The organism is Phenylobacterium sp. (assembly GCF_036501465.1).
Classification (GTDB): Bacteria; Pseudomonadota; Alphaproteobacteria; order Caulobacterales; family Caulobacteraceae; genus Phenylobacterium.
On the sequence record NZ_DASYAF010000111.1, the window covers coordinates 1 to 5,454 of the forward strand.

The window sequence follows — 5,454 nt, forward strand, 5'->3', positions numbered from 1 at the left end:
GTTCACAGTGCAGAAGGCCCTGCCGCTCATGCGGGCCGGCGGCTCGATCATCCTCACCGGCTCGACCACCGACGTCAAAGGAACGGCCGCCTTCAGCGTCTACAGCGCGTCCAAGGCGGCGATCCGGAATTTTGCGCGGAGCTGGGCGGTCGATCTGAAGGGCACCGGTATCAGGGTCAATGTATTGACCCCCGGGCCGACAAGGACGCCCGGACTTATGAATGTTCTCGCCCGACTCGGCATGCAGGACGGCGGCGGCCTGGTCGGCGAGCTGCCGCTGGGCCGGCTGGGCGAGCCAGAGGAGACCGCCGCCGTTGCCCTGTTCCTGGCCAGCGACGACAGCAGCTTCATGACCGGCAGCGAGATCTGCGTCGACGGCGGACAGGCCCAGATCTGAACGCTGGCTGCGCCCGGAACCTTTCGCGGCGCCGCTTCGCCATCACCATCTGCGCCCGAGTATCTTCGCTGGCGAAGTGCTAGCCGCCCGCGTTGGTGTTCGCAGCCAGCAGCGTATTGGCTGGCGGCGGGGTGCAGCCGGCGGCGCGGGCCTGGACGACGTAGAACAGCGCCTTGGACTCCGCCATGCGGATCTGCTGCGCCTGCGGACTCGGCTGCTGCGCGTCTTGCGGCTCGCGGCTGCGGTAGCGCGTCGGCGGCATGGTCGATTCCTGGCCCGTCGCCTGCTGGTTCCAGGCGGCGATGATCGGCCCGCAGGCGTCGACAGCGGCCTGCGCGACCACGTCGGCCGGGTCGCGCGCCGGCGCCAGCGTGTAACCCCACCGGTGGATGCAGTCGTCGAACGCGCCAGCCGGGTCGCTCAGCGCCGCGTTCAGCGCGGTCGCCCCTGTCGCTTCGCCGTTGGCCTTAAACGGCGAGCAGTACTTCGAGCCGGTCAGCTGCAAGCCGCTGCCCTGGGCGGACGCGCTCGGGCTGCATCCGGAAAGAAGCGCTGAAGCGGCCATGAGCGCCCCGGCGCCGAAGATGGGAAGGTTGGGAGTCATCACGCCCTCCTGTTGCGATGGCGAGGCGCCCCCGGCCTCTGTCGCCGCGAAAGGCGGCGGTTCGTCAAACGCGCGAGCAGGCCGATGGATGCGCGTCCGCGTGGCGGCCGGGAGCCGATCGGCCGCCCGGGCGTTGAGTCGGGCACAACTCGGAACGCCGAGGACTCGCCGTGCGAATTACTCTGAAGACCGGATTGGTCGCCCTCGTCAGCGCGGCGCTGCTCGCGGCAACCCCACCCATCGCCGCGGCGGGGCCACGCGGCGGCGGGGCCGGATTCCACGGCGGGCCGAGCTTCGCCCACGCACCTGGCGGCATGGGATTCGCCGGCCCGCGCGGCGGCTTCAACGCCGGCCGGATGTCCGGCGTCCCCGGCGGCTACTCGCGCGCCCAGGCCTTCCACGGCGGCCCCGCATTCGCGGCGCGCGGCGGACCCGGACGCGGGTTCCGCGCCGGGCCGGCCTTCAGCGGTTGGCGCGGCGCCGGCGCGAGGCCGGCGATGGCGCGGGCCAGCGGCCGCCACGGCGGCCCGGCCTTCGCCAGAAACGCCGGCGCCCGGTTTGGCCCGGGGCGCGGCGCACTCAGTACGGGGCGCAACGGCTTTGCGGCGAATGGATTCCGCAACGGCGGGTCCTTCGACCCGGGCCGCCCCGCCGGCCTGGGCGCACGCGGCTGGGATGTCCGTGGTTTCGATGGCTGGCGTGGGGATGCGGATTGGCGCGGCCTCGATTGGGATGACTGGCTCTGGCCGTTCGGGCTGGGCCTGGCGGTCGATTGGAGCCTCGGCTACCCGTCGTGTCCGGACTGGGGATACTGGGCCAGCGGCTGGGGCTGCTGGGGCGAGCCCTATCGGGCCTACTGGGCGGACTACTGGGGTTCGCCCTACCCCTGGGGGCCCGGCTACGCCTGGGGACCCGCCTATGCGTGGGATGCCGGCGTCGGCTACGACTGGGATGACGACTGGCGGCCGGTCACCTACGCCGCGCTGCCGCCGATCGACTACGCCGTCTGGTCGCCCGACGACGCGCGGTCGGCAAACTACTATTACGCGGACTACAGCCCCGGCGCGTGCGTGGGTCGGCGCCTGGTGTGGGATGACGACCTTGGCGCCTATGTGAGGCGCCCGGTGCACTACCCGTGCTGACGCCTCGGGCCCGCAACGTCATCCTGAGCCCTGCACCGATGGGCGGTCGGCCCGCCACCGGCCCCAATCGCCAAGTCATGGGAGACCGGTGGCGCAATTGGATTTGGGTCGTGGTAGCCGCTGACCGAGAGTCCGCGGCGCGGGCCCGGCCTAGTTCCTGAAAACCGCCGCCGTGGAGGCGTCCTGCGGCATTTCGCGGTACTGGCGCAGCTCGTTGCGGCCGACGACCATGTGGTGGACTTCGTCGGGACCGTCGGCGATGCGCAGGGTGCGGGTCGAGGTGTACATCTGCGCCAGCGGGGTCTTCTGGCTGACCCCGAGGGCGCCGTGCATCTGGATCGCCTGGTCGATGATCTCGCAGACACGCACCGGCACCATGGCCTTGACCATGTGAATCCAGACGCGGGCTTCCTGATTGCCCAGGACGTCCATGGCCTTGGCCGCCTTCAGCACCATCAGCCGCATGGCCTCGATGTCGATGCGGGCCTTGGAGATGAGTTCGATATTGCCGCCCAGCTGGATGATCGGCTTGCCGAAGGCTTCGCGGGTGAGGCCGCGGGTGACCATCAGGTCGAGCGCCTTCTCGGCCTGGCCGATGGCGCGCATGCAGTGGTGGATGCGGCCGGGGCCCAGGCGCAGCTGGCTGATCTCGAAGCCGCGGCCCTCGCCCAGCAGCATGTTCGACGCCGGCACGCGCACATTGTCGAAGATGATGTGCATGTGCCCGTGCGGCGCGTCGATATTGCCGAAGACCGCCATCGGGCCGACGATGTTCACGCCGGGCGCGTCGGTGGGCACCAGGATCTGCGACTGGCGCAGGTTGGGCGGGCCCTCGGGGCTGGTCTGGACCATGGTGATCATGACCTTGCAGCGCGGGTCGCCGGCGCCGGAGATGTAGTGCTTCTCGCCGTTGATCACGTATTCGTCGCCGACCAGGGTGGCGCGGGTGTTGACGTTCTTGGCGTCCGACGAGGCGGCGTTCACCTCGGTCATGGCGAAGGCCGAGCGGATCTTGCCGGCCAGCAGCGGCTCCAGCCACTGCTTCTTCTGTTCCGGCGTGCCGACGCGCTCCAGCACCTCCATGTTGCCGGTATCCGGCGCGGCGCAGTTCATGGTCTCCGAGGCCATCGGGTTCTTGCCCAGTTCGACCGCGATATAGGCGTAGTCGAGATTGGACAGGCCCTCGCCGGTCTCGGCATGGGGCAGGAAGAAGTTCCACAGGCCCTCGGCCTTGGCCTTGTCCTTGGCCTTTTCCAGCACTTCCAGCTGGCCGGGCGCGAAGGACCACGGGTCGGTCTTGCCTTCACCGAGGCGCCGGTATTCCTCGCTCATCGGGTTCACCGTCTCGCGGATGAAGCGCCGGACGTGCTCGAGCAGCGGCAGGGCCTTGGCCGACATGCGCAGGTCGTTCAACTCGTCCTGCGGGTTCAGATTGAAGGACGACTGCGCCCGTTCCTGGACTTCGCTCATGGCCTCATCTCTCCCTGATCTGTCTGGCTGCCCTTACGGCGCCGCCGCCGGCATCTTTGCCAGCCGCGAGGAAAAAATCAAACAACTGTTTGAGGAAATCGGCAAATGCGGTTTACCTCCGCCCTTGCGCATCGGCGGCCTTCTCGCCGACGACGTCCGCCAAAGGAGAGGCAGCCATGGAAACGTCGCGTGGTCCGAGCTTCGACGACGTCGTCCTCGGCCGGCGCAGCATCCGCGGCTACAAGCCAGACCCGGTGCCCAAGGCGCTGATCCGCGAGGTGATCGAGATGGCGATGCGCGCGCCCTCGTCGCTGAACACCCAGCCGTGGAACTTCTACGTGGTCGCCGGCGATGCGCTCGACCGCATCCGCGCCGGCAACACCGAACGCAACCTGGCCGGCGTACCGGACTCGCGCGAGTTCCGCGGCCACGGCGCCTATGCGGGCGCGCACCGCGAGCGGCAGATCGAGATCGCCAAGCAGCTGTTCGCGGCCATGGGCATCGAGCGGCACGACCAGGCGGCGCGGCAGGACTGGGTGCTGCGCGGCTTTCGCCAGTTCGACGCGCCGGTCTCGGTGGTGGTGACCTACGATCGATCCATCCACGGCGGCGACATCGCGCCGTTCGATTGCGGCGCGGTCGCCAACGCGCTGGTCAACGCGGCATGGTCGCGCGGCCTGGGCTGCGTGATCAACAGCCAGGGCATCATGCAGTCGCCGGTGGTTCGCGAACATGCCGCAATCCCGGACGACCAGGTCATCATGATCTGCATCGCCATGGGCTATCCCGACGAGACCTTCCCGGCCAATCCCGTCGTTTCCCGCCGCAAGTCGGTCGATGACGCCGCGGTGTTCGTCGGCTTCGACGAATAGCCCCCCCGAGGCGCTGGAATCGACGTGGTAGAATGAGGCGCGGGGCTTAATCGGCGCCGCCGGGAACACCGTCCAGCAAAGGGAGAGACTATTGAACCCAACCGTCGAGCTCACCAGAGCCTACCATTTCGCCGCCCGCAAGCACGTCGACCAACGCCGAAAAGGCGAGGCGGCCGAGCCCTATATGAACCACCTGACCGAGGTGGCCGAACTCGTCGCTCAGGCCACGGACGGCGACCTGGAGGTGGTCATCGCGGCGATCCTGCACGACACCGTCGAAGACACCGACACCACCATCGACGAACTCCGCACCGTTTTCGGACCCCGCATCGCGGACCTGACGGCGGAGGTGACCGACGACAAGAGCCTGCCCAAGCAGGTGCGCAAGCACCTGCAGGTCGAGCATGCCGCGCATGCCTCCTGGGGCGCACAGGTCATCAAGCTGGCCGACAAGACGTCCAATCTCAGATCGCTGCTGGCCAGCCCGCCGCCGGACTGGCCGCGCGCCCGGCGCGACGACTATGTCGACTGGGCCCGCCGTGTCGTCGCCGGCTGCCGCGACGCGAATGCGTGGCTGGCCGGGCAGTTCGACGCGGCGGCCAAGGCCCTGGACTAAGAGCGGGCCCGCGGAAAAGTGTGAAGCGGTTTTTCCGCCCGCAACCCGCTCTAATTCTCAGCGGTGTAACCTCGCGCCCCTTCCGGTCGAACTACGAGACGTGAATCGAATTGCTCGAAGCTCGATCGCGAGGATGCGATGATTGACCGCAGAAGCTTGCTCGCGGGCGGCGCGGTGATCGGTGTCCTCGGCTACCTGGTCGGGGTCGGTCGCGGCGCAGCCAAGCCGGACGGCGAGAGCTTTGAGGTTGTGCGCACCGACGCGGAATGGCGTCGGCGGTTGACGCCCGCCCAGTTCGACGTCCTGCGCCGCGCGGGGACCGAAGCGCCCGGATCAAGCCCACTGGACGGCCA

General features: G+C 68.9%; 6 protein-coding genes and 1 pseudogene. 5 read left to right on the plus strand and 2 right to left on the minus strand.

All coding sequences use genetic code 11. From position 1 onward, the window contains the following. Positions 1-397, plus strand: a 397-nt coding sequence (locus tag VGL85_RS12275) for an SDR family NAD(P)-dependent oxidoreductase (RefSeq protein WP_331589230.1), incomplete at its 5' end; no start/stop codon positions are given. 79 nt (positions 398-476) lie between these two features. Here VGL85_RS12275 and VGL85_RS12280 read toward each other — a convergent pair. Next, complete coding sequence (locus VGL85_RS12280; protein WP_331589231.1) at positions 477-1,001, minus strand: hypothetical protein; 525 nt, start codon at positions 999-1,001, stop codon at positions 477-479. 170 nt (positions 1,002-1,171) lie between these two features. Here VGL85_RS12280 and VGL85_RS12285 point away from each other — a divergent pair, with 170 nt between their 5' ends. Then, a complete protein-coding gene (locus VGL85_RS12285; RefSeq protein WP_331589232.1) occupies positions 1,172-2,143 on the plus strand; it encodes a hypothetical protein in 972 nt (323 codons plus the stop codon). A 150-nt stretch (positions 2,144-2,293) separates the two neighbouring features. On the opposite strand, the gene VGL85_RS12290 is transcribed toward VGL85_RS12285, so the two are convergent. Continuing rightward, on the minus strand, positions 2,294-3,613 hold the full coding sequence (locus tag VGL85_RS12290; protein WP_331589233.1) for an acyl-CoA dehydrogenase family protein: 1,320 nt from the start codon (positions 3,611-3,613) through the stop codon (positions 2,294-2,296). Positions 3,614-3,789: 176 nt separating this feature from the next. Here VGL85_RS12290 and VGL85_RS12295 point away from each other — a divergent pair, with 176 nt between their 5' ends. From VGL85_RS12295 to VGL85_RS12305, 3 genes and pseudogenes are all read left to right on the plus strand, one after another. Then, entirely contained in the window at positions 3,790-4,485 is a 696-nt protein-coding gene (locus VGL85_RS12295) for a nitroreductase (RefSeq protein ID WP_331589234.1), read from the plus strand. A gap of 91 nt (positions 4,486-4,576) precedes the next feature. Continuing rightward, positions 4,577-5,101, plus strand: coding sequence for an HD domain-containing protein (locus VGL85_RS12300; RefSeq protein WP_331589235.1), 525 nt, complete (start codon positions 4,577-4,579; stop codon positions 5,099-5,101). 138 nt (positions 5,102-5,239) lie between these two features. Then, positions 5,240-5,454, plus strand: a pseudogene (locus tag VGL85_RS12305) (peptide-methionine (R)-S-oxide reductase); the annotation flags it as partial.